We start from the raw sequence: 22,459 nt of genomic DNA on the forward strand, positions 1-22,459 counted from the left end.
CTTACTTTGTTGTCGGGCAAAAGCCCGGAATCTATGTCATGCGCGGGGACAATTCCCCGCGCAAGCCAACAAAAAACGAGAGAAAAACGCAAGTTTACCTGTTTCACACAAGTATATAGTTTACCATTATTCCTGCACGCTTGTCAATACCTCTCCGGTGGGAACAACCTGTACATTGGTGTAACAGTTCATACCGGTGCCCGCAGGGATGAGCTTGCCGATGATGACGTTCTCCTTGAGTCCCAAAAGCGGGTCCACCTTGCCTTTGATGGCGGCTTCGGTGAGGACGCGGGTGGTCTCCTGGAAGGAGGCCGCGGACAGGAAGGAGTCGGTGGCCAAGGATGCCTTGGTGATACCCAACAGCACCGGAATGAAGGTGGCTTTCTCAAGACCCTCTTCCCCGGCGGCGATGCGCTCGTCGATCTCCCGGTTGGCCGCTCGCAGCTCGGTCTTGTCGACCAGCGCCCCGGAGAGGAGTCCCGTGCTGCCCGCGTCGTCCACCCGGACCTTGCGGAGCATCTGGCGGACGATGACCTCGATGTGCTTGTCGTTGATGTCAACGCCCTGCATCCGGTAGACGCGCTGGACTTCCTGGATCAGGTAATCCTGGACGGCCAGCGATCCCTTGATGGCCAGCACGTCGTGGGGATTGACCGAACCTTCGGTGAGCATGTCGCCGGCTTCAATTACATCGCCCTCCTGCACCCGCAGGCGGGAGCCGTAGGGAATCAGATAGCTCTTTTCATCATTGGTTTCTTTATTGAAGACCACCACATGGCGGTTTTTCTTGATTTCTTCCATCCGGACCTCGCCGCCGATCTCGGAAATGATGGCCAGATGTTTGGGCTTTCTTCCCTCGAAGAGCTCCTCGACGCGGGGAAGACCCTGGGTGATATCCTCGGCCGACGCGATACCGCCGGTGTGGAAAGTACGCATGGTCAACTGGGTGCCCGGCTCGCCGATGGACTGGGCCGCGATGATGCCCACCGCTTCGCCCACGGCCACGGGATTGCCGTTGGCAAGGTTGGCGCCGTAGCACTTGGCGCAGACGCCGTGCTTCGACTCACAGTTGAGGATGGAGCGGATTTTGAGCCGGGTGATGCCCGCCGCCGCGATCTTGGCCGCGTCCGCGTCATCCATCATCTTGTCCCTGCTCACTAAGAGCTCCCCGGTGTTCGGGTCGATGACATCGTCGGCCACATACCGGCCGATGAGGCGCTCGGTCATGGGCTCGATCATCTCGCTGCCGTCCTTGATGTCGGAGACCCAGATGCCCTCGTGGGTGCCGCAGTCGTCCTGGCGGATGATAACCTCCTGGGAGACGTCGACCAGACGGCGGGTCAGGTAACCGGAGTCGGCGGTACGCAGCGCCGTGTCAGCCAGACCCTTTCGGGCGCCACGGGAGGAGATGAAGTACTCCAAGATGTTGAGGCCTTCCCGGTAGTTGGCGCGGATGGGGATTTCGATGGTGGCGCCGGAAGTGTTGGCGATGAGGCCGCGCATACCGGCCAGCTGCCGGATCTGGTTGATGGAACCACGGGCGCCGGAGTCGGCCATCATGAAGATGGGGTTATACTGATCCAGGTTGTCGGTCAGCGCGTCGGACACTTTCTTGGTGGTGTCGTCCCACGTCTTGATGACCTGGTTGTAGCGCTCCTCGTTGGAGATAAGGCCCCGCTTAAACTGGCGGGTGATCTTTTCAATGTTCGCTTCCGCCGCTTCCAGCAGTTCCTTCTTCTGGGGCGGGATCACCGCGTCGCACACCGCGACCGTGATGGCGCCGCGGGTGGAATACTTAAAGCCCTGGGCCTTAATTTTGTCAAGTACCTCAGCAGTTTTTGCCGTTCCATGCACTTTTATACATTTTTCGATGATCTGGCCCAGCTGCTTCTTGCCGACCAGGAAGGAAATTTCCAGGCTGAAAAGGTTCTCGGAATTGGACCGATCCACATAACCCAGATCCTGGGGAATAGGTTCGTTGAAGATGAGGCGTCCCACGGTGGCGTCGATGAGTTTCGTCATCTTCTTGCCGCCGATTTCCTTGGTGACCCGCACACGGATGGGGGCGTGGAGCCCCACGACGCCCTCCTGGTAGGCCATGAGCGCCTCGTTGACGTCCCGGAAAACCTTGCCTTCGCCCGGCTCGCCGTCCTTGACCAGAGTCAGGTAGTAGGAGCCCAGCACCATGTCCTGGGTGGGCACCGCCACCGGACGTCCGTCGGAGGGTTTGAGGAGGTTATTGGCCGCCAGCATGAGGAAGCGGGCCTCGGCCTGGGCCTCGGCGGACAGGGGGACGTGGACGGCCATCTGGTCGCCGTCGAAGTCGGCGTTGTAGGCGGTACAGACGAGCGGATGGAGTTTGAGGGCACGGCCCTCGACCAGCACCGGCTCAAAGGCCTGGATGCCCAGTCTGTGCAGGGTCGGCGCGCGGTTTAAGAGGACCGGATGGTCCTTGATGACGGTTTCCAGGGCGTCCCAGACGGGGCCCTTGGCCCGCTCGACCATCTTCCGGGCGCTCTTGATGTTGCCGGCGGCGCCGGTCTCCACCAGGCGCTTCATGACGAAGGGCTTAAAGAGCTCCAACGCCATCTCCTTGGGCAGACCGCACTGGTACATCTTGAGTTCGGGCCCGACTACGATAACGGAACGTCCGGAGTAGTCGACGCGCTTACCCAACAGGTTCTGGCGGAAGCGTCCCTGTTTGCCCTTGAGCATGTCGGAGAGGGATTTGAGCGGCCGGTTGTTGGGACCGGTCACCGGACGGCCGCGGCGGCCGTTGTCGATGAGGGCATCCACCGCCTCTTGGAGCATCCTCTTTTCATTGCGCACGATGATGTCGGGCGCGCCCAGCTCCAGGAGCCGTTTGAGGCGGTTGTTGCGGTTGATGACCCGGCGGTACAGATCGTTTAAATCGGAGGTGGCGAAACGGCCGCCGTCGAGCTGGACCATGGGGCGGATGTCCGGCGGAATGACCGGCACCACGTCGATGATCATCCATTCCGGGCGGTTGCCGGACTGGCGGAAGGACTCGACGACTTCCAGGCGTTTGAGGATGCGGACCTTCTTCTGTCCGGAAGCGCCCTCCAGCTCGTCCTTGAGCTCCTTGGAGAGCCGGTCCAGATCGATTTCGGTCAGCAGCTCTTTAATGGCCTCCGCGCCCATGCCGGCTTTGAACTCGTCCTCATATTTTTCCCGCATATCGCGGTACTCCTTCTCGCTGAGGAGCTGTTTTTTCTCCAGCGGGGTGGCGCCGGGATCGATGACGATATATTGTGCAAAGTAAAGCACTTTTTCAAGGAACCGGGGGGACAGGTCCAGGATCAGGCCCATCCGGGAGGGGATTCCTTTAAAATACCAAATGTGGGAGACCGGGGCCGCCAGCTCGATGTGTCCCATTCTTTCGCGGCGGACCTTGGCCCGGGTGACCTCGACGCCGCAGCGTTCACAGATCTTGCCCTTGTAGCGCAGGCGCTTATACTTTCCGCAGTGGCACTCCCAGTCCTTCTGGGGCCCAAAGATGCGCTCGCAGAAAAGGCCGTCGCGCTCTGGCTTCAGTGTCCGATAGTTGATCGTCTCCGGCTTTTTCACTTCGCCGTAGGACCACTCCCTGATTTGGTCGGGAGAGGCCAGGCCGATCTTTATCGATTCGAATACATTAAATTCCATATTGCGACCCCCTTACAGATTTTCGTCTTCCATGCCTGCGATGTCGACGCCCAGATCCACTTCCACATCCACGACTTCATCGCTGCCGTCGTCCAAGTCGAAGACGTCCAGCGCCTCAAATACGTCGTCAATCTCGTCGATTTCAGGCTCCTCTACACCGTAGCCCTCCAGGTCCTCTTCGACTTCCACTTCCTGGTTCTCGAAGGTGCTGGGCTCCTCCACCGGAGCGAGTCCCATATCCTCGTCGTCGTCGAAGGTCTGTTTCAGGTCGATCTCCTGGTCGTCGGCGTCGAGCACCTTGACGTCCAGGCACAGGGACTGGAGCTCCTTGATGAGCACCTTGAAGGATTCGGGGATACCGGGCTTGGGCACGTTCTGGCCCTTGACGATGGCTTCGTAGGTCTTGACACGGCCCACCACGTCGTCGGACTTGACCGTCAGGATTTCCTGCAGGGTGTAAGCGGCGCCGTAGGCTTCCAGGGCCCAGACCTCCATCTCGCCGAAGCGCTGGCCGCCGAACTGGGCCTTGCCTCCCAGCGGCTGCTGGGTGACCAGGGAGTACGGGCCGGTGGAGCGGGCGTGAATCTTATCGTCAACCAAGTGATGCAGTTTTAAGAAGTACATATAACCCACGGTGACGGGGTTATCAAAGGGCTCGCCGGTGCGTCCGTCGTAGAGCACGGTCTTGCCGTCCTCGCGAAGGCCCGCTTCCTTGAGGCACTCGCGGATGTCTTCCTCGTGTGCGCCGTCAAAGACCGGGGTCATGACCTTCCAGCCCAAAGCCGCCGCGGCGTAACCCAGATGAACTTCCAGCACCTGGCCGATGTTCATACGGGAGGGAACGCCCAGCGGGTTGAGCACGATGTCCAGCGGTGTGCCGTCGGGGAGGAAAGGCATATCCTCCTGGGGCAGGATGCGGGAAACAACGCCCTTGTTGCCGTGGCGTCCGGCCATCTTGTCGCCCACCGAAATTTTTCTCTTCTGGGCGATGTAGCAGCGCACCACCATGTTGACCCCGGGAGAGAGCTCGTCGGAGTTTTCACGGGTGAAGACCTTGACGTCCACCACGATGCCGTATTCGCCGTGGGGCACGCGCAGGGAGGTGTCCCTGACTTCCCTGGCCTTTTCGCCGAAGATGGCGCGCAGGAGCCGCTCCTCGGCGGTGAGCTCGGTCTCGCCCTTGGGGGTCACTTTGCCCACCAGGATATCGCCGGCACGAACCTCGGCGCCGACGCGGATGATGCCCATATCGTTGAGGTCCTTGAGGGCGTCCTCGCCCACGTTGGGGATGTCGCGGGTAATTTCTTCGGGGCCGAGCTTGGTGTCTCTGGCCTCAATTTCATATTCTTCGATGTGGATGGACGTAAACACGTCGTCCCGCACGATCTTTTCGTTGATGAGGACCGCGTCCTCGTAGTTGTAGCCCTCCCAGGTCATGAACCCGATGAGGACGTTTTTGCCCAGGCTGATCTCGCCGTTGCAGGTGGCGGGGCCGTCGGCGATGACCTGGCCCACCTTGACCCGCTCGCCCCGGTCCACGATGGGACGCTGGTTGGTGCAGGTACCCTGGTTGGAGCGCAGGAATTTGATCAGGTGGTAGGGGTGCAGCTCGCCGTCGTCGGTGCGGATGACCACCTCGTCGGCGGAGACGCGCTCCACCACGCCGTCATGTTTACTGAGCACCACCACGCCGGAATCCACCGCCGCTTTGTACTCCATGCCGGTGCCGACGATGGGGGACTGAGTTTTGAGCAGAGGAACCGCCTGCCGCTGCATGTTGGAGCCCATCAGGGCGCGGTTGGCGTCGTCGTTTTCGAGGAAAGGGATCATGGCCGTGGCCACGGAAACCACCATCTTCGGGGAGACGTCCATGAAGTCGACACGCTCTCTCTCCACCTCGATGATCTCATCCCGGTAGCGGGCGTTAACCCTCGGTCTTGCGAAGCAGCCGTTTTCGTCGATGGGCTCATTAGCCTGGGCGACGATGAAGTCGTCCTCCACGTCGGCGGTCATGTAGACCACTTCGTCGAGGATGACGCCGGTTTCCTTGTTCACCCGGCGGTAGGGCGCTTCCACAAAGCCGTATTCATTGATTCTCGCAAAGGTGGCGAGATAGGAAATCAGTCCGATGTTGGGTCCTTCCGGGGTCTCGATGGGGCACATACGGCCGTAGTGGCTGTAGTGCACGTCGCGCACCTCAAATCCGGCGCGGTCACGGGAAAGTCCGCCCGGGCCCAGGGCCGAGAGGCGGCGCTTGTGGGTCAGTTCCGCCAGAGGATTGGTCTGGTCCATGAACTGGGACAGGGGCGAAGAACCGAAGAACTCCTTGATGGAGGCCACCACCGGGCGGATGTTGATGAGCGCCTGGGGAGTGACCACGTCCATATCCTGGGCCTGGATGGTCATTCTTTCACGGATGACCCGCTCCATTCTGGAGAAGCCGATGCGGAACTGGTTTTGCAGCAGTTCGCCCACGCTGCGGATGCGGCGGTTGCCCAGGTGGTCGATGTCGTCGATCTTGCCGACTTCGCAGCCTAGGTTATTGATATAGTTGATCGAGGCGAGGATATCCGCCTTGATGATGTGTTTCGGAATGAGGTCGTCCACCCGGGAAGCGATCAGCTCGGAGAGGGCTTCGCCCTCCAGGTTCTGTTCCAAAATCTCCTGGACCACGCAGAAGCGGACCTTTTCGTTGATGCCCAGAGCCTTGGGATCCACCTCGGGGAAGAAGTCCTGCAGGTCCACCATGCCGTTGGAGATGACCTTGACCAGTTTCCCTTCCATGTCGATGTAGGCGGTGTCCACACCGGCCTTTTCGATGGCGAGAGCCTTTTCGCGGGTCAGGATTTCTCCCTCCTCGCCCAGGATTTCACCGGTTAAGGGGTTGACGACAACAGCCGCCAGTTTCCGTCCCGCAATCCGGGCGGAAATCGCCAGCTTTTTATTGTATTTGTAGCGGCCCACCCGGGACAGATCGTACCGGCGGGGGTCAAAGAACAGCGCGTCGATATGGGATTGGGCGCTGTCGACTGTGGGAGGCTCGCCCGGACGGAGTTTCCGGTAAACCTCCAAAAGGGCCTCTTCGGTATTTTTGGTGGCGTCCTTCTGAATGGTGGCGAGAACCCGCTCATCCTCGCCGAAGAAGTCCAGAATCTCCTGGTCGCTGCCCAAACCCAACGCGCGGATGAAGGTAGTGACAGGGATTTTCCGGTTCTTATCGATGCGGACATAGAAGATGTCGTTGGAGTCCGTCTCATATTCGAGCCATGCGCCACGGTTAGGGATGACCGTGGAGGTAAAGAGCTTTTTGCCCGTCTTGTCAAACGACATGCCGTAATAGATGCCGGGGGACCGGACGAGCTGGGAAACGATGACGCGCTCGGCGCCGTTGATGATGAAGGTGCCGCTCTCGGTCATGATGGGGAAATCTCCCATGAAGATTTCCTGCTCCTTGACCTCTCCCGTCTCCTTGTTGAGGAGCCTTGCGCGGACACGCAGCGGTGCGGCGTAGGTTACATCTCTTTCCTTGCACTCTTCCACCGAGTACTTCGGTTTATCGTCCAGGCGGTAGTCGATAAAATCCAAAACCAGGTTTCCGGTGTAATCAGTGATGGCGGAAATATCGCGGAATACTTCCTTGAGACCTTCTTCCAGGAACCATTTGTAAGAATTCTTCTGCACCTCGATTAAATTGGGCATGTCCAGGACTTCGTTAATCCTGGCGAAGCTCATGCGCGTATTCTTTCCGAGTTGCACCGGCTTGACATTCACCATAGGCTCACACTCCATTCGTCTATTTGCCAACCTTTTATGCAAACCAAACAGGAAGCCCCATATCTTTCTGTTTGATTCGCTGATACGTATTGAAATTCTCTGTACCCTGTGCTATAATACTTGGGTATTAGGGCGCGTATAGCCATTTTGATACAGTATATTAGTATATAATAGATGAGCGCTAATGTCAAGAACATTTTGGCGTGTTTTCTCGTCGAAAAAGATGGATAGGAACGCGGTTTGCGTTCCTTTTTTGATGATTCCCGTCTGTTCTTTACGAATCCTGACAAGCCGCGCAAAAACCCGGCCGCAAATGCGGCCGGGTTTTCTTTTTGTGAAATTCCAATGGGATTTCCTATTCCTCGACCACGAGGGCCAATAACCGGAGGATCCCATCGCCGGTATTCTTGATGGAGTGGGACGCGCCGCCGCCGGTAAACACGGCGTCGCCCGGGCCCACCTGTACCGGCTGGCCGTTATCCATGACCGTCCCCTCGCCCTCCATTACATAGTAAAGCTCGGTTTCCCCACTATGGGCGTGCTCCCCGATGGAGTCGCCGGGGGCAAAGGTGAGCTCTGCGGCGAAGCGCCATTTGGCAGGGTTTCCCTGGGGTGCCAAATGCCTGCATTCGATGGCGCCGTCCCCGCCCCGCCAGGCCGAGCGTTTTTCCACCTTCATGTCCGCTTTTTTGACTACCATAGTTTTCTCCCCTTTCGTGTTTTGCCTTCCAACCAGGCCGGTTTAATTATCTCTAGCATAGCGCAAAAGGAGAGAAAACACAAGCGCGCACCTGCGGTGAGCATGCCGCGCGCCTGGCGGCGGGCATTCCGCGCACTTGGTTCCCATGGTTGCTGTGGTTCATACCCCGCGAGCGGGTCTCGTTTCCGCTTTCGTCCGTTCCTGGCGGTGAGCATGTCGCGCACATGGTAGCCTCGGTTACTGTGGCCCATTTCCCGCGCGCGGGCTCTATTTCCGCTTTTTTCCGTCCCCGCCGGCGGCGCGAAAGTTACTCTCCCGAAGCGCCCGCATGGCCCGTCCGCTTTAGGCAAACACCTTAAACGTAAAAGAGACCAAAATGGGCACTGCGGTGGAGCAAATGACCCCGTTGATGACGGCGATAACCGCCACCTCCTCGCTGGTGTATTTCATCAGGATGGGCAGGGTGGTGTCCTCGCTGGTGGCCGCCGCCGGGGCGATGGCGGTATAGGGCCCCAAGCGGGTGGCGATGAGGGGAATGAGAATAAAGGAAAAAATCTCCCGGAAGATGTTGCTCAAAAAGGTCATGGTGCCGATCTGGGCCCCGGCCAAGTCCTTGAGCATGATGCCCGAGAGACTGTACCATCCGAGCCCCGACGAGATGGCGGACGACGTGTTGAGCGGCAGCCCCATGAGCAATCCCGCCGCCGTGCCGAAGAGGAGAGAACCGGCGATGATGCCCAGCGGTATGTAGAGAACCCGCAGGTTAAACTCCTTGAGTTTGCGGAAGATGAGCTTGTTAGCGCCCACGGTGATCCCCACCGAGAGGAGGAGCAAATTTAACAGCACGTCCGAGGCGCTGTCGATGAGTCCCACCGCCTCCCGGGGGATGAACTGTCCGCAAAGGACCCCGGCGACGAGACAGACGATGGCGAGGAGGATGGTCATGCGTCTTCCCTCCCCCCGACGGTCAGCTCGTCCGGTTCTGCCCCGCCGTCCTCTTTGACGGAAGCCGCCTTCGCTCCCTCCGCCAAGGCGGCTTCCATGACCTCCTCAACGGCGTCCTCCGCCTCCCCCGGCCGGGGCAGCTTCCGGGTGAGGAGCCAGACAAACAGGATGCTCCCCGCGATGGTGGTCAGGGCAAAGACCACCGACTCCCAGCCCACGGTTCTCAAATCCTCCCAGAACGTGGGGCCGTTGCCCAAAGAAATCCCCATGGAGAAGATGAGCAGAAAGACGCAGGCCTGCTGCAGGACGCTGTTATATTTTTGGAGCTTCGCCGGGAAAAGCTTGGCCCCGATGAACATGCCGATGGCCATGAAAATCAGTGTGGAAATCATGGTGGTCCCCCTTTTGCTTTTTCTGTGACGCGCTTTTTGGCGGTTTCCCGCCAAAACCGCAACGGGGCGGGATATTCTGTCCTCCCTCTCGGAGACAGGAATACTACTTCCCGCCCTTCGGCCGCAAAAGTCCGGCGGCGAAATCTTCCGCCGCCGGACTTTATTTTGCTTGTAACAGGCCTCCTCTTACTGGTTGAGGAATGCGTAGAAGGCCCGGTAGGTCTCGTATACGTCGTTCTTGGCCACCACCTCAAAGGGGGCGTGCATGGAGAGGACGGGCACACCCACATCCACCACATCCACGCTCAGAGAGGCGATATACTTGGCCACGGTGCCGCCGCCGCCAAAGTCCACCTTGCCCAGCTCCCCCGTCTGCCAGGCCACGCCGGCATTGTCCAGGATGGAACGGACTTTACCCATAAACTCGGCGGAGGCGTCGCTGGTGGAGCTCTTGCCCCGGGCGCCGGTATATTTGGTCACCACCACGCCGTAGTTGAGGTAGGCGGTGTTTCTCTTCTCCACCACGTCCGGGAAAGTGGGATCAAAGGCCACGTTGACATCGGCCGACAGGCACTGGGAGTGCTGGAGCACCGTGCGGCCCTCCACCCCGTAGGGGGCGGCCAGGTCGGCGATAAAGTATTTGAGGAAGCAGGAGTCGAGGCCGGTGTTCCCCTCGCTGCCCGTCTCCTCCTTGTCGGCGAAGATGACCACGGAGGTCTTCTTGGGAGCGGGGCAGTCCAGCGTCGCCATGAGGGAGGTGTAGGCGCAGACCCGGTCGTCGTGGCCGTAGGCACCCACCATGCTCCGGTCAAGCCCTAAGTCCTTGGCCTTGAAGGCGGGGACCATGGTCAGCTCCGCGGAGAGGAAATCCCCCTCCACCATGCCGTACTTTTCATGGAGAAGGGCGAGGATACCCAGCTTCACCTTCTCGCTGAGCTTGTCGTCTTTAAAAGGGCGGCTGCCGATGAGGATGTTGAGCTCCTCCCCCTTGACCCCTTCGGAGAGGGTCCGTTTGCTCTGCTCGGTGGCCAGGTGGGGCAACAGGTCGGTGACGCAGAAGACCGGGTCCCCGTCCTCCTCGCCGATGCGCACCTTGACCGTCTCACCGTCCTTTTTGACCACCACGCCGTGGAGGGCCAGCGGGATGGCGGTCCACTGGTATTTCTTGATGCCGCCGTAATAGTGGGTTTTAAAAAGCGCCAGCTCGTTGTCCTCATAGACCGGCCGGGGCTTTAAGTCCAGGCGGGGGGAATCGATGTGGGACGCGGCGATGAGGACGCCTTGGTCCATGGGCTCGGTGCCGATGGTGGCGCAGATGAGAGCCTTGCCCCGATTATTGTAGTAGACCTTCTCCCCGGGCGCGTACTTGGTTCCCAGGGTAAACTCTTTGTACCCCTTGGCCGAAAGCAGTTCCACGATGGCGTCCACCGCTTCCCGCTCTGTCTTGGCGCTGTCCAAGAAGGACTTGTAGCCCTCGCAGAAGGAGACCGCTTTGTCAATCTCCATTTCGCTCATGGTGTCGTAGCTGTTTTTCGGCTTGTCGGTCAGTTTTTCCTGTAAAAGCGCCGCCGCGCTCTTTTCCTCTTTCATATTGGTTGCCTCCTTGCTCACAGATCGTAGAGCTCCTTATATTTTTCCATGGTCTTATTGACCTTTTTTACGTATTGCGAGGTGTCCCCAAAGGGGATATGGTCGATATTCTTCCCATCGCTGGAATACTTGGGGTTATTTAACCACTGCCGCACGCTGCCCCACCCCGCGTGATAACCGCACAGGGCGTTGTCGATGGTCTCATATTCATCCAGCAGGGTACGCAGCAAAAAGGTGCCGTACTCCACATTGCGCTCGGGGTCGAACATGTCGTCGTAGGTGATGTCCCGCTCGTCCCCCATCCGGTATTTCACCCAGTCGAAGGTGTCTTCGGTCAATTGCATCATCCCCCTGGCCCCAATGGAGGATACGACGTCCGGGCGAAAGCCGCTCTCGCAGCGCACCACCGCATAGACCAGCGCCTTCGGGAGATTGTTTTTCTCCGCGTACTGGTCGATGATCTCGGTATATTTCATTGGATAGGCCATTTCGTAGTATTTGTCCCGGGCCGCCCAGAAGATGGCGGCCGCCGCCACCAGCACCACGGCGATCACCGCCAGAATTTTGAGCGGATTTCGTCGCCGGGCGGTGGATGTTAATCGTCTTGGCATAATCTCCCTTTCAGCATGTGGGCCAGTTTCCGGGCGCTTTCCTCAAGCTCTCGCAAACTGCCGCTGTTTTCGATGATTATATCACAGTTTTGATAAAAAAAGGCGTCGCCGTGCTGGCTGCGGATGCGGTCCATGGCCTCCTCCCGACGAAGGGAGTCTCGATCCATAATCCGCGCGCACCGCACTTCCACCGGGGCGATGACCCCGCAGACGCTGTCGCAAAGCTGTTGGGCCCCGCTTTCAAAGAGGACGGGGGCGTCGAGCACCACCGCCTTTTCCCCGGCCCGGTCGAGAGCCTTGATCTGGGCCTCGATCTCCCGGCAGATGTGGGGAAACATGATGGCGTTGAGGCGCATGAGCTCCCCCTTGTCGGCAAACACAATCTGCCCCAGTCGCCGGCGGTCCAGTCTTCCCTCCCTGAGAATTTCTTCCCCGAAGGTTTCCGCTAAGGTAAGGAGCGCCGGGCGTCCCGGCTCCACCACCGCCCGGGCCACCCCGTCGGCGTCGATGACGGGAAAGCCCGCCCGGCGCAGAATCTGGGAGACGGTGGTTTTTCCCGCGCCGGTCTGGCCGGTCAGCCCCAAGACAAAGCTCACAGCTTCACCACCTCAAACCCCGCGGCCCGGATGAGCCGGTTGTAGACGGCAAGGCCCATGCCCTCCTTGCCGGGACAACGGGCGTAGACCGTCTCTTCCCCCGCGTCGTCCAGTTCCCGCAGCCGGTCAAAGAGCTCCTTGGCCTGGGTCTCCGGGTCGTCCTTTTTGCCGTAGGGGAAGGCACGCACCGGGAGGGCGCTTTCCTCCCCAGCAAAGCACAGCGCGGCGGTTCTGCCACGCTTGTGCGTTTCCACATAGCTGACAAACTGCTCGAGCGTCCCGTCCAGAATGATGACGTGGGCCTTGGGGGCGTAATGCTTATACTTCATGCCCGGGGAGCTGGCTTTCGCCCCGGCTTCCAGTTGGTGGAGGACCGCCGGGTCCACTTCCACCTCTCCCAGGACCCGCCGGAGCGCTTCGACGGTGACCCCGCCGGGACGCAGCAGCCGGGGCTTGCCCTCGGCCAGGGTGATGACGGTGGATTCCACCCCCACCTGGCAGGGGCCGCTGTCCACGATAGCGTCCACCCGGCCCATCATGTCCTCGATGCAGCGGGCGGCGTTGGTGGGGCTGGGCTTCCCCGACAGGTTGGCCGAGGGGGCGGCCAGGGGCAGTCCCGCCGCCGCGATGATGGCCCGGGCCACCGGGTGGGAGGGCATCCGGATGGCCACGGTGTCAAGGCCGCCGGAGGTTTCATAGGGGATACGGCCGCTCTTTTTGACGATGATGGTCAGCGGCCCCGGCCAGAAGGCCCGGGCCAGCTTTTGGGCGGCGGGCGGAAACTGTGCGGTCAGCGGCGGGATCATCTCCATGTCGCTGACATGCACGATGAGGGGATTGTCCCCCGGCCGTCCCTTGGCCTCGTAAATGCGCCGGACGGCTACCCCGTCCAGGGCGTTGGCCGCCAGACCGTAGACCGTCTCGGTGGGGATGATAACGAGGCCGCCCGCTCGGAGCAGTTTGGCCGCCGTCTCCACCGCGTCAGGCGTAAGCGCAGGGTCCTCTATGGGCAGTATTTGCGTATTCATCACAGTTATTCCTCTATTCCTCGCTCTGGGCCTGGAGCTTTTCGGCCTGATCGAAGGTGATGAGGGCGTCCAGGAGCTCATCCAGGTCGCCGTTTAAGATGCTTTCGATTTTATAGAGGGTCAGCCCGATCCGGTGATCGGTCACCCGGCCCTGGGGATAGTTGTAGGTCCGAATCCGCTCGCTGCGGTCCCCGGTGCCCACCTGGAGCTTGCGCTCGGAGGCAATCTTCTCATTCTGCTCGCTCTGGGCTTTTTCATAGAGCCGGGAGCGGAGAATCTTCATGGCCTTATCTTTATTTTTAAACTGACTGCGCTCGTCCTGGCACTCCACCACCAGCCCGGTGGGCAGATGGGTGATGCGGATGGCGGAAGAAGTCTTGTTGACGTGCTGTCCGCCCGCGCCACCGGCCCGGAAGGCGTCGATTTGCAGGTCGTCGGGGTTGATCTCGACCTCCACATCCTCCATCTCAGGCAGTACCGCTACGGTGACGGTGGACGTGTGGATGCGTCCCTGTGTCTCGGTCTCGGGGACCCGCTGGACCCGGTGGACGCCGCTTTCAAACTTGAGGCGGGAATAGGCTCCTTCGCCCTCGATGGAGAAACTGATTTCCTTAAAGCCGCCCAATTCCGTGGGATTGGCCGAGAGGACCTCGCTCTTCCAGCGGCGGCTCTCGCCGTACATGGTGTACATCCGGTAGAGGGAGTTTGCAAACAGGGCCGCCTCGTCGCCGCCGGCGCCCCCGCGGATTTCCACGATGACGTTCTTTTCGTCGTTGGGGTCCTTGGGGAGAAGCAGGATTTTGAGCTCCTCGGAAATCTGCTCGATCTTCTCCTTGCTTTCGCTGTATTCCTCCTCCACCATCTCGCGGAAGTCCTTCTCCATGCCGCCCTCGTCGAGGAGGCCCTTGGCCTCGTCCAGGGTCTTTTTGACCCCGGCGTACTCCCGGTACTTCTCCACGATGGGGGTTAAGTTCTTGTATTCTTTCATCAGGTTTTTGTACTGCTCGTTGTCCCCGATCACCGCCGGGTCTATGAGACGGTCACTGATCTCCTCGTAGCGGTCCTCTACATTTTTGAGCTTTTCAAACATAATCTACCTCTTACCCTTCACTTGCAACTCTGACGATCTTCTTAATATTCTTTTCCACCTTGGCCCGGGGCACCATGACCTCCCTGCCGCACTTTTTGCACCGGATGCGGAAGTCCATCCCGGAGCGCAGCACCAAAAATTCGTTTTCCCCGCAGGGATGGCTTTTTTTCATGACGAGGGTATCGCCCACCCGCACATCCATTTCACACGACCTCCTGGCAACCCGCTTTTTGTGGGAATGGTATCTTTTACTAAAGTTCTATTATAGCAAAGTGTCCAATTCCCCGCAATATTTATCCGGTAAATCCCGCTCCAATTTCTCCCCTTTTCCCGATTTTCATGCCCCACGGCGGGCGCAAGCCCCCGATGCGGGCCCCAAGAAAAAGCAGGATATTGGAGGAGCCCGGCGCATATATATGAAAGCGGAACAAAAATAACCCGCGGCTTCGGGCCGCTTCCCGTCGTTGGGAGCCCGGCACCGCCCGGGCTTTGGGGACCGACGAATCTGATTACGTGCAATAAAAAGGAGGTCGCACAGATGTACGATTATAAACCCGAGGGCTGGCTCATCGACACCTATGAAAACCGGGCGGCGCTCAAAAGTCAGGCCGCGCTTCATGAGGCGTGCCAGTCCTCCCGAATATTAGAGGCCCGGGCCATCCTTTGTGACAGCGCCCACAACCTGACGGTGGACCTAGGGTGCATGCGGGGCGTCATCCCCCGGGAAGAAGGGGCCTGGGGCCTTGCCGACGGCACCACCCGGGACATCGCGGTCATCTCCCGCGTCAATAAGCCGGTGTGTTTCGTGGTCACCGGCTTTGAAAAGGACGCCTCCGGGGACGCCTATGCCCTGCTCTCCCGCCGGGCCGTCCAGCAGCAGTGCATGGAGGAATATCTCCCCACTCTCACCCCCGGCACCATCCTGGACGCCCGGGTCACCCACCTGGAGCCCTTCGGCTGCTTTGTGGACATCGGCTGCGGCATCTCCTCCCTGATCCCCATCGACGCCATCTCCATCTCCCGCATCTCCCACCCCAAGGACCGCTTCCGCGTGTCCCAGGACATCAAGGCCGTGGTCCGCTCAGTGGATGAAAACGGGCGGATTACCTTGAGCCACAAGGAGCTGTTGGGCACCTGGGAAGAAAACGCGGCGCTCTTCCAGAACGGGCAGACGGTGGCGGGCATCATCCGGTCGGTGGAGGACTACGGCGTGTTTGTGGAGCTGACCCCCAATCTGGCGGGACTGGCCGAGCCGCGGGACGACGTGGCCGCTGGACAGCACGCCAGCGTCTATATCAAGAGCCTCATCCCCGAGAAGATGAAGGTCAAACTCATCATCGTCGACGCCTTCGACGCCCAGTATTCCCCCGAAAAGCCCCGGTATTTCATCGAGGAGGGGACCCTCTCCCGCTGGCAGTATTCCCCCGACAGCGCCGCAAAGCTGGTAGAAACAGTGTTTTGACGCTCTGTTCCCCATCCCCGCCTGACGGCTGCCGACCTTTTGAATATGACCTCTTTTGGGGAGTGCGAAACGTGCCGTTTCGCACTCCTTTTTGCCGCCAAAAGCACATGGCCACTGCGCCCGGCAGCCTCCCTTCCCGCGCGAAAAATGGCCAAAGGCCTTTTTTGCTGTCAAATCCCGCCTATTTCCTTGCAAAAAACAAAAATTGGCATATAATAAGAGGCATATCGTATTCTATTATGGTATACTCCGATGTGAAACAAGTTTCATCCCCGCTGGAACCGGGGAAAACTCCACTGTAAATAAGGATTCATAAATCCTAAAGCTGGCCGTAAGATTTTTGAAAGAAATTTCTGTTATAGTATAAAACAGATCAGAATTCTGCCGCGGGGATTTGCCCGGCAGAACAAATATAAGGAAGCGTGGTGAACAATATCGTGCTTGAAAAATTGGAGCAGAAACGTTTTTCCATCGGCGGCCACGATTTTAGCCTGCTTTTCGTGCTGCGGCTGTTGATGGTCGGGTTCTTCCCGCTGTTTCTCGCCTTTACCACCGAGCTCAACCATATTCAAAACCTGGGGCAGGTCTTTACCTTCATGGGGCGCAATCCCCAGATCATTCTTCTCGACTACCTCATCGTCGCGGTGATCTTCCTGCTGACCTCCCTGCTTTTTAAACGCACCTGTATCTCCATGGGCCTGACAGGGCTCATCTTCTTCATTGTCTCCTGGGTCGAATATTTTAAATTCGACGTCAGCGGGACCCACTTCACCATCACCGACTTGCAGATGACCTCCAACGCCACCGATATTGCCAAGTTTGCCAACATCCATCTGACCTGGTACCTGGTCCTCAACTTCCTGCTGTTGGCGGCCTATGTGGCGGCGGCCTACTTCTTCAAGCTGGAAAACAAAGTCCGGCTCAAATACCGGATGCTTAGTTTCTGCGCCACCTTTGCCGTGGTCTGTATTTTCTTTGTCACCCCTACCATGGCTATGGACGTCTTCGAACTGTTTCGGGTGGAGGAGCCGGATACCGCCAACGTCTTCATGGCCGACAAGCATTTCCAGGAGACCAATCTCATCACCTATTTTACCCAGTCGGCCGCGGAATATCTCTCCACCCGGGTCGCCCGTCCCCAGAACTACAACGAGGAGACGGTGGACAGCATGCTCATCCAGGGCAGCCAGAAAACCGGGGGCAGCGTCAAACCCAATGTGATCATGATCATGTCCGAGTCCTTCGCTGATTTCCGGCAGCTGGAAAAGCTGGATGTGGACCCCACCATCTATCAAAATTTTGACAAGGCCAAAAAGGAAGGTTTCGGCGGCACCTGCGTGGTCCCCACCTTCGGCGGCTACACCGTGCGCACCGAGTTTGAGCTTTTGACCGGCATGCCGGTCAAAAGCCTGCACACCCCGCCGGCACCCCAAAAAATGCTCAAGGATAAAGATTCCAACGCCTCGGTGGCCAGTTATTACCGCCAGTACGGCTACAAGTCCTATTATATCCATCCGTTCTCCAGCTCCTTCTACGGCAGAAAAAGCATCTACTCCACTTTCGGCTTTGACAAAATGTATTTTGAGGACGATCTGACCGTGGAGCGGACCCGCTTCGGCTCCAACCAGTATATCGACGACCAGACCCTCTTCCATCAGATCACCTCCCTGCTCTCTCAAAACGACGAGCCCAGCCTCATCTTTACCACCACCATGCAAAACCATCAGCCCTACACCGGAAACGGCGTCGGAGACGCGGAGCTGGGCCAGTATCTTCGCGGCATCCGCGAGACCGACCGGGCGCTGGGTGAGTTTCTCGAGGGGCTCAAGCAGCTCAACGAGCCGACGTTGGTCTTCTTTGTGGGCGACCACTTCCCCATGTTCACCCATACGAACACCACCTATGACGACGCGGGCATCGATTACAGCAACAGCACTGAAATTTACAAGCAGTCCTACTTCATTTGGAGCAACTATGGCGCGGATTTGAGCGGTCTTCCTACCGAGGAAGTTTCCACCTTCTACCTGCCTTACCTGCTCATCGACGTGGCCGGCATTCCCCAGACCGAGCTTGCCTCCACCATGCTGGCCCATCGCAAAGAAGTCCCCGTCTATTCCCCCACGTCGGTCCAAAACGTGAAGTCGGATGAGTTTTTGGATATGCTCACCTACGACCGGGTGTTCGGACAGGATTTCTGCTCCGACGCGGGCTAAAAAATAATAAAAAAACAGCCGCAAATGCGGCTGTTTTTTATTGCAGTGATTATTTCTCCGAGGCGTTTTCCTGCTGGCACAAAGCCCAAACCAAATCCGCTGCGCCCGCGCGGCTGAGCTCTTTGGTGGGATAAACGCTGCCATCGTGGGTAGAGAGCATCCCGTAGGCGCTCAGGTTCATATAGGACTGGGTGGCCCAGTCGGGGATTTCCCCGGCGTCGGACACCTTGAGGTTGACACCGGTGGCGTTGTCCACACCAGAAGCCCGGTTGACCATGACGACGGCCTCCGCGTTGGTGGGCACGCCGCTTGCCTGGAAGCTTGATTCGGTGATCAGCCCATTTTCCATGGCGCTTGCCACATAGGGTTTGAGCCACATAGGAATCTCGCTGTCGTTGTCAAGGCCGGTGTTGACGCAGGCGGCCAGGTCCTTATCATAGCCCTTGGCGGCCAAAAGCATCATCATCAGTTCTCCGCGGCTGACAGAACGTTCTGGGTAGAATAATTGAGTGCCGCCCAGCTTTTCTCCGGTCATCAGACCCGCTTCACTCAGCTTCACAGCGGCGTAAGCGGAGGGGTTCTTGGCCATATCGGCATACTGGGTACCGGAACATTTTTCCAAATCGATGTTGACTACGGCGTCGGAGGAATAGTTGCCCTGACTGTCCACGGCACAATAGGAGAAGCGGTCCTTGCCGGTCTCGCCGGGATAGGGCTCATAGGAGAAGGACATGCCGCTCACCTTGAGCTCGCCCTTGGTGGGCTGCTGGGTGATCTTGATGGTGACGTCATTCATGTCCACATCATAGCAGTCAAAGGCGCTGGACAAGACAGCTCCCGACATGGTGGCAAATTTTAAATCCGAAACCTTGGGGGAGGCCTTTAAATCCTCGGTGAAATTCATGTTGAGGGTGGTGACAGTGGGATTGTCGCACTCGGGGATAAAGGTGAAGGAGGTGGTGGTAATGTCACGGATGGGGACAAAATACATGCTGTGAATCTTTTCGCGGGGGACATAATCGTACTCGTCCACCTCGATGTCGGCCAGCATCAGAATGCCGTCTCCCACTGCGGGGAGCTTGGTGATGGTGATCCCCTTGAGTTCTCCCTGGGCGATACCCAGGCGGTATTCCAGATCTACCGGGGACAGTTCATAGACGCCGCCCTTTTTAAAGGTGATGGTGCAGGTTTCTTCCTTGGTCGTGGCGGCCGCTGGCCACCACACGTCGCCGATGGCAAAGGCGCTGGTGCAGAGCATCACAGCGGCCATGAGCGCGGCGGAAAGCTCTTTCATTTTATTTTTCATGCTGTAAAACCTCCGTTTTGGATGGAATGATGGTTCATCAAAGAATACCTGTCCTTATTTTCTGCCCCAATTTGCAAAGGATACCTGAATAAATTTACCATGGCTTTTTCTGCCGGATTTCCATGTATCTTTTGTGGCATATTGCTTGCATTTTTATCGAAAGCATGGCAAAATGAAGAAAGTATAAAGATAAACAATTTAAAAAATTTATAAAGAAAGTCGGGAAGTATATGACACATGAAACAGTTCTGATCCTGGACTTCGGCGGCCAGTATAACCAGCTGATCGCCCGGAGAATCCGCGAGTGCTCTGTCTACTGTGAAGTCCACCCCTATACCCTGCCGCTGGAGAAAATTAAAGAAATAAACCCCATCGGCATCGTCTTCACCGGAGGGCCCAACAGCGTCTATCTGGACGAGTCCCTCAAATGCGATCCGAAGCTGTTTGAGCTGGGTATCCCGGTCCTAGGAATCTGCTACGGCATCCAGCTGATGGCCCATCTGCTGGGGGGGCAGGTCAAAACGCCGAACACCCGGGAATACGGCAAAACGCACACACAGTTCGATACCCGTTGTCTCCTCTTCCGGGATCTGCCTTCCGAGGGCATCACCTGGATGAGTCACACGGATTATATTTCCACCCTGCCCGAGGGCTTTACTTCCACCGCCCATACCGCCGCTTGTCCCACAGCGGCTATGGAGGACCCGGCGCGCAAGCTCTACGGTTTGCAGTTTCATCCGGAGGTGCTCCACACCGAAAACGGCATCCAGATGCTCCACAACTTCCTGTACTTAGTTTGCGGCGCCAAGGGCGACTGGACCATGGGCGATTACGCCAAATCCGCCATTGCATCCATCCGGGAAAAGGTGGGAGACGGGAAAGTGCTCCTCGCTCTTTCCGGCGGCGTGGACAGCTCCGTCGCGGCGGCGCTGCTGGCCAAAGCGGTGGGCAGCCAGCTAACCTGTATCTTTGTCGATCATGGCCTCATGCGCAAAAACGAAGGGGACGAGGTGGAGGCCGCTTTTGCAAACAGCGGCATCAATTTTGTCCGGGTTAACGCCGGAGACCGCTTCTTAGCGAAGCTCGCGGGGGTCAGCGACCCGGAGAGCAAACGCAAAATCATCGGTGAAGAGTTCATCCGCGTCTTCGAGGACGAGGCCAAGAAGATCGGCCGGGTGGACTATCTGGTCCAGGGCACCATCTACCCCGACGTCATCGAGTCGGGCGTGGGAGATGCCGCGGTCATCAAGAGCCACCACAACGTGGGCGGCCTACCCGATTACGTAGACTTTAAGGAGATCATCGAGCCGCTGCGGCTTTTGTTTAAGGACGAAGTTCGGGCGCTGGGACTGGAGCTTGGCCTCGCCGATTATTTGGTGTGGCGCCAGCCCTTCCCTGGACCGGGTCTCGCCATCCGCATCATCGGGGAGATCACCCGAGAAAAAATTTCCATTTTGCAGGACGCCGACTTTATTTTCCGGGAGGAGATCGCCAAGGCGGGGCTCGATCGGGATATTCATCAGTACTTCGCAGTGCTTACCTCCATGCGTTCCGTAGGCGTCATGGGCGACGGACGCACCTATGATTATACGCTGGCGCTGCGTGGCGTCACCACCACCGACTTCATGACCGCCGACTGGGCGCGCATCCCTTACGACGTGCTCGAGCGGGTGTCCAACCGCATTGTCAACGAAGTGGGCGGCATCAACAGAATCGTCTACGACGTGACTTCGAAACCACCGGCTACGATAGAATGGGAATAAATGGAAAACAGCTACAAACCGCATACTCATGCGGTTTGTAGCTGTTTTTTTGATCCTGTGGCTCTGTTTGCTCTGCAATCATCAGGCATCTCTCTTGCTGCCCAAAATGCAAATCGAAACTTTCTCCCCTATGGAAAGATCTCATACAATGGAAAAAGAGGGCATATACATGACCATTGTCTCCGATTGCCGAGACGGAGGAGGTTTTTTGATGTGTACTGCTATGGCGATGCAAACGTCGCAAGGGGGCCCCTTTTTCGGGCGCACCATGGATTTTTCCTATCCACTGGAGCCGGAACTCTATATCGCGGCCAAAGGCTACGAATGGATCAATACCCTTGGCACCCATAAAATTTGCAACCAATTTCAATTTATGGGCATTGGACAAAATATTTCTCCCGTGGTCTTCGCGGACGGGGTCAACGAAAGGGGCTTTGCCGCAGCCGTGCTGTACTTTCCAGGATATGCCCACTATGATATCTACAATGCCCGTGATCCCAGACAGCCCATCGCCGCCTTGGAGCTGGTTGGTTTTTTATTGGGCAGCTGCGCGACGTTAGACCAGGCCGCCTCCCTCCTGCCCACCATCCAGATAATCGGTAGCAAAGATTCGGTGACCAATTCCGTCGCACCGCTCCACTGGATCATCGCGGATGAGAGCGGGCAATGTAAGGTCATCGAAAAAATGGCGGACGGGCTCCACATCCTAGACAATCCCATCGGTATTCTTTCCAACAGCCCAGATTTTTCATGGCACCTGACCAACTTGCGCAACTATATGAATGTGGTGCCCTCCCAACAGCCCGAAGCCGTCTGGTCCTCCGTCCCATTGACCCCCTTCGGTCAAGGTGGAGGATCCATGGGGCTGCCGGGAGATTATACGCCCCCGGCCCGCTTTGTACGAGCCGCTTATCTGAAGAGCCATATCCAGCCACCCACCGGCCAACTAGAGGCTGTAAACGCTTGTTTTCACATCATGGAGAGCGTCAGCATCCCCAAGGGCATTGTCATCACCTCCCGGGGGGCCAGCGACTACACGCAATATACCGCTTTCATGGATCTTGGGGCAAAACAATATTTTTTCAAGACCTATGATCATAGTCAAATCCTTTCCGCCAAGTTGGCCGAAAATCCCCATTTCGACGCTAAAATGATGTCCCTTGGCAAACTCTCATAAGGCTTTTTGAAAAAAGGCTCCCATAGGGAGTCTTTTTTCTTTCCGAAGTTTTTTTACCCACCCCGCGGCTTCTCCCGCCGGATGTGCCTTGGTGTCTTACGGCACACAAAGTAACCCCTTACTCCCTTTATTAGGACGAACCCTAT

16 protein-coding genes are annotated in these 22,459 nt (G+C 58.0%); 4 read left to right on the top strand and 12 right to left on the bottom strand.

Annotated features, from left to right (window positions below; genetic code table 11):
• Window positions 1-126: 126 nt before the first annotated feature.
• The 11 genes from rpoC to H8709_RS04935 all read right to left on the bottom strand — a co-directional run bounded on the left by rpoC (window position 127) and on the right by H8709_RS04935 (window position 14,594).
• A complete protein-coding gene (gene rpoC / locus H8709_RS04885) occupies window positions 127-3,666 on the bottom strand; it encodes a DNA-directed RNA polymerase subunit beta' (protein WP_262397244.1) in 3,540 nt (1,179 codons plus the stop codon).
• A 12-nt stretch (window positions 3,667-3,678) separates the two neighbouring features.
• Window positions 3,679-7,440, bottom strand: coding sequence for a DNA-directed RNA polymerase subunit beta (gene rpoB / locus H8709_RS04890; protein ID WP_262397245.1), 3,762 nt, complete (start codon window positions 7,438-7,440; stop codon window positions 3,679-3,681).
• Between the two features lie 355 nt (window positions 7,441-7,795).
• Window positions 7,796-8,140 carry a cupin domain-containing protein gene (locus H8709_RS04895; protein WP_262397246.1) on the bottom strand — a complete coding sequence of 115 codons (345 nt, stop codon included), beginning with the start codon at window positions 8,138-8,140 and terminating at the stop codon, window positions 7,796-7,798.
• 342 nt (window positions 8,141-8,482) lie between these two features.
• Window positions 8,483-9,085, bottom strand: coding sequence for a lysine exporter LysO family protein (locus tag H8709_RS04900; RefSeq protein ID WP_262397247.1), 603 nt, complete (start codon window positions 9,083-9,085; stop codon window positions 8,483-8,485).
• A complete protein-coding gene (locus H8709_RS04905; RefSeq protein WP_262397248.1) occupies window positions 9,082-9,477 on the bottom strand; it encodes a lysine exporter LysO family protein in 396 nt (131 codons plus the stop codon). The genes H8709_RS04900 and H8709_RS04905 overlap by 4 nt, the downstream gene beginning before the upstream one ends.
• 186 nt (window positions 9,478-9,663) lie before the next feature.
• Window positions 9,664-11,067 (bottom strand): aminopeptidase, encoded by a 1,404-nt coding sequence (locus H8709_RS04910; protein WP_262397249.1) that lies wholly within the window; start codon window positions 11,065-11,067, stop codon window positions 9,664-9,666.
• A 17-nt stretch (window positions 11,068-11,084) separates the two neighbouring features.
• Window positions 11,085-11,678, bottom strand: a complete 594-nt coding sequence (locus H8709_RS04915; RefSeq protein ID WP_262397250.1) for a lytic transglycosylase domain-containing protein — start codon at window positions 11,676-11,678, stop codon at window positions 11,085-11,087.
• Window positions 11,663-12,274 (bottom strand): dephospho-CoA kinase, encoded by a 612-nt coding sequence (gene coaE / locus H8709_RS04920; RefSeq protein WP_262397251.1) that lies wholly within the window; start codon window positions 12,272-12,274, stop codon window positions 11,663-11,665. Before coaE ends, H8709_RS04915 begins: the two co-directional genes overlap by 16 nt.
• On the bottom strand, window positions 12,271-13,302 hold the full coding sequence (locus tag H8709_RS04925) for an L-threonylcarbamoyladenylate synthase (RefSeq protein ID WP_262397252.1): 1,032 nt from the start codon (window positions 13,300-13,302) through the stop codon (window positions 12,271-12,273). Before H8709_RS04925 ends, coaE begins: the two co-directional genes overlap by 4 nt.
• A 13-nt stretch (window positions 13,303-13,315) precedes the next feature.
• Window positions 13,316-14,392: a peptide chain release factor 1 gene (gene prfA, locus H8709_RS04930; protein WP_262397253.1), complete on the bottom strand. Its 1,077-nt coding sequence runs from the start codon at window positions 14,390-14,392 to the stop codon at window positions 13,316-13,318.
• Window positions 14,393-14,402: 10 nt separating this feature from the next.
• Window positions 14,403-14,594 carry a DUF951 domain-containing protein gene (locus H8709_RS04935; protein ID WP_262397254.1) on the bottom strand — a complete coding sequence of 64 codons (192 nt, stop codon included), beginning with the start codon at window positions 14,592-14,594 and terminating at the stop codon, window positions 14,403-14,405.
• 336 nt (window positions 14,595-14,930) lie between these two features.
• Between H8709_RS04935 and H8709_RS04940 the strand changes: the two genes are divergently transcribed.
• Entirely contained in the window at window positions 14,931-15,854 is a 924-nt protein-coding gene (locus H8709_RS04940) for a S1 RNA-binding domain-containing protein (protein WP_262397255.1), read from the top strand.
• Between the two features lie 425 nt (window positions 15,855-16,279).
• A complete protein-coding gene (locus tag H8709_RS04945; protein WP_262397256.1) occupies window positions 16,280-18,067 on the top strand; it encodes an LTA synthase family protein in 1,788 nt (595 codons plus the stop codon).
• A gap of 49 nt (window positions 18,068-18,116) precedes the next feature.
• Here H8709_RS04945 and H8709_RS04950 read toward each other — a convergent pair whose 3' ends face one another.
• On the bottom strand, window positions 18,117-19,373 hold the full coding sequence (locus H8709_RS04950; protein WP_262397257.1) for an Ig-like domain-containing protein: 1,257 nt from the start codon (window positions 19,371-19,373) through the stop codon (window positions 18,117-18,119).
• A gap of 230 nt (window positions 19,374-19,603) precedes the next feature.
• On the opposite strand from H8709_RS04950, the gene guaA reads away from it, so the two are divergent.
• Together guaA and H8709_RS04960 are read left to right on the top strand one after the other, a co-directional pair.
• Entirely contained in the window at window positions 19,604-21,136 is a 1,533-nt protein-coding gene (gene guaA / locus H8709_RS04955; protein ID WP_262397258.1) for a glutamine-hydrolyzing GMP synthase, read from the top strand.
• Between the two features lie 28 nt (window positions 21,137-21,164).
• Window positions 21,165-22,313, top strand: a complete 1,149-nt coding sequence (locus tag H8709_RS04960) for a linear amide C-N hydrolase (RefSeq protein WP_392391657.1) — start codon at window positions 21,165-21,167, stop codon at window positions 22,311-22,313.
• Window positions 22,314-22,459: the final 146 nt, after the last annotated feature.

The sequence above is a fragment of the Zongyangia hominis genome, assembly GCF_014385095.1.
GTDB lineage: Bacteria > Bacillota > Clostridia > Oscillospirales > Ruminococcaceae > Zongyangia > Zongyangia hominis.

Bases quoted from the DNA above. Each gene is read 5' to 3' on its own strand.
- rpoC (WP_262397244.1), bottom strand. From the start codon at position 3,666: ATGGAATTTAATGTATTCGAATCGATAAAGATCGGCCTGGCCTCTCCC.
- rpoB (WP_262397245.1), bottom strand. From the start codon at position 7,440: ATGGTGAATGTCAAGCCGGTGCAACTCGGAAAGAATACGCGCATGAGC.
- H8709_RS04895 (WP_262397246.1), bottom strand. From the start codon at position 8,140: ATGGTAGTCAAAAAAGCGGACATGAAGGTGGAAAAACGCTCGGCCTGG.
- H8709_RS04900 (WP_262397247.1), bottom strand. From the start codon at position 9,085: ATGACCATCCTCCTCGCCATCGTCTGTCTCGTCGCCGGGGTCCTTTGC.
- H8709_RS04905 (WP_262397248.1), bottom strand. From the start codon at position 9,477: ATGATTTCCACACTGATTTTCATGGCCATCGGCATGTTCATCGGGGCC.
- H8709_RS04910 (WP_262397249.1), bottom strand. From the start codon at position 11,067: ATGAAAGAGGAAAAGAGCGCGGCGGCGCTTTTACAGGAAAAACTGACC.
- H8709_RS04915 (WP_262397250.1), bottom strand. From the start codon at position 11,678: ATGCCAAGACGATTAACATCCACCGCCCGGCGACGAAATCCGCTCAAA.
- H8709_RS04925 (WP_262397252.1), bottom strand. From the start codon at position 13,302: ATGAATACGCAAATACTGCCCATAGAGGACCCTGCGCTTACGCCTGAC.
- prfA (WP_262397253.1), bottom strand. From the start codon at position 14,392: ATGTTTGAAAAGCTCAAAAATGTAGAGGACCGCTACGAGGAGATCAGT.
- H8709_RS04935 (WP_262397254.1), bottom strand. From the start codon at position 14,594: ATGGATGTGCGGGTGGGCGATACCCTCGTCATGAAAAAAAGCCATCCC.
- H8709_RS04940 (WP_262397255.1), top strand. From the start codon at position 14,931: ATGTACGATTATAAACCCGAGGGCTGGCTCATCGACACCTATGAAAAC.
- H8709_RS04950 (WP_262397257.1), bottom strand. From the start codon at position 19,373: ATGAAAAATAAAATGAAAGAGCTTTCCGCCGCGCTCATGGCCGCTGTG.
- guaA (WP_262397258.1), top strand. From the start codon at position 19,604: ATGACACATGAAACAGTTCTGATCCTGGACTTCGGCGGCCAGTATAAC.
- H8709_RS04960 (WP_392391657.1), top strand. From the start codon at position 21,165: ATGCGGTTTGTAGCTGTTTTTTTGATCCTGTGGCTCTGTTTGCTCTGC.